General features: G+C 48.9%; 2 protein-coding genes. Both read right to left on the reverse strand.

What is annotated here, in order from left to right; all coding sequences use genetic code 11:
• The coding region (locus B7X71_RS14645; RefSeq protein WP_293601181.1) for a 16S rRNA (cytosine(967)-C(5))-methyltransferase RsmB at positions 1-912 on the reverse strand (912 nt) is incomplete at its 3' end.
• A 1-nt stretch (position 913) separates the two neighbouring features.
• Positions 914-1,780, reverse strand: a complete 867-nt coding sequence (gene htpX / locus B7X71_RS14650; RefSeq protein ID WP_293601183.1) for a zinc metalloprotease HtpX — start codon at positions 1,778-1,780, stop codon at positions 914-916.
• Between the last annotated feature and the right edge of the window lie 69 nt (positions 1,781-1,849).

Consider the following 1,849-nt stretch of genomic DNA (forward strand, 5'->3'; position numbering starts at 1 on the left):
CAAGCGATCTAAATTACCGCCAATTTTTCCAAGACGCTGACCATCCAACTCCAATGCAATCATCTCGCATTGCGCCAACTCCAATAAGTGAGCGGTTTTTCCACCAGGCGCAGCACAAGCATCCAATACGCGCTCTCCCAGTTTTGGGTCAAGCAATACCGCCGCAATTTGAGCCCCTGCATCTTGAACAGAAACAGCGCCACTATAAAATCCCGGCAAATCGGATACCGGCACAGGCTCACGCAAGACCAAAGCAGAATTCAATGGGATTCCAGCAATGCTATCAATGGGCTCAGAAACGATGCCGGCCTGATGCAATAACTCTTGATATTCCTGACGCGTATGCTGCTTGAGATTCACCCGCAAAATTAACGGTGCCCGTTGGGCCTGCTGAATCAGCATAGCCTGCCAAGACTTCGAATAGTTACGTTTCAAACTAGCCCGCCACCAGGGCGGAAAAAACATAGGAATGGGGTCTGGCGGATAAGGTTTCTCATTCTCAGCCTGCACTGCCAGACTAACCTTACGCAGCACAGCATTCACTAAGCCCTTGGCATACATTGTTGGCTCATATTCACTGCAAGCCTTTACTGCCTGATCAACGATCGTATGAACCGCATAGCCTTTACCCTCCGCACCACTTTGTAAGAACAAGGCGATTGCTACGCTTAATAAGTACTCTACTTCTACTGGTGGAGTCTTTGGAATGAATTCCTTAATGAACTCATGAGATCTCACCCACTTACGCAAAGCGTCAAATGTAAGGCTTTGAACGATAGGGCGTTCGTGCGCATCCAGCTGATCCAAAACTTCTGTAAGTGATCGACCCACCATCACCTCACCAATTGCTTGCGCAGAAATAGTGATCGCCTCGGATAGAGGAAGACTGCGTGGTGGTTTTTGATCAGTCAAATTATTCCGCTCCGGGGTAAACCCCGTTTTTAGACATGCTAATTAATCGAGCTACCCGCTCCTCCATTGGGGGATGGGTAGAAAAAAGTTGTGAGAGGCCACCAGCGGTAAGAGGGTTAATGATCATCATTTGCGCCGTCTCAGGATGCCGCTCAATGGCTTGAAATGGAATACCTTGAGCATAGGCATGAATTTTTTGCAGGGCCTGTGCGAGCGACTCAGGATCAGAGCTCATTTCTGCTCCGCCACGATCGGCTTCATATTCGCGCGCCCGAGAGATGCTCATTTGAATTAGGCTTGCTGCCAGAGGCGCCAAAATCATTACTGCCAATGCCGCCAGGGGATTGCCTTGCCGACCCTCTGAATTTCGACCACCAGCAAACATCGCTAGATTTGACAATGCAGAAATGGCTCCGGCCATAGTAGCAGCCACAGTAGAAATCAAAATATCTCGGTGCTTTACGTGTGCAAGCTCATGGGCCATTACGCCGCGCAATTCACGAGGCGAAAGAACTCTGAGGATGCCGGTGGTTGCTGCAACAGCAGCATTCTCCGGATTGCGACCGGTTGCAAATGCATTGGGCGCATCCTCATCAATTAAAAATACTTTAGGCATGGGGAGTCCAGCCTTTTCAGCCAGCTCTTTAACCATGGCATACAGCTGGGGAGCAGAATGCTCATCCACTTGCTGTGCATTCGTCATCTTAAGGACCATCGTATCTGAGAACCAGTAGCTAAAAAAGTTCATTCCGATTGCGATCAGCAGCGCAATCAACATCCCCTCTTCACCACCAAGCATGCCACCAACCACTATGAAGAGCGCAGTAATTGCCGCCATCAAAATCGCGGTCTTTGCTAAATTAAACATTTACGTCTCCTTGCTTGTTTGCCGCCTTTTCAAACCTCATTAAATTAGGTGCACTTATTCCACCAGGAA

It is taken from the genome of Polynucleobacter sp. 39-46-10 (assembly GCF_002282275.1).

Excerpts from the sequence above, each read along its gene's own strand:
- htpX (WP_293601183.1), bottom strand. The coding sequence starts at position 1,780 with ATGTTTAATTTAGCAAAGACCGCGATTTTGATGGCGGCAATTACTGCG.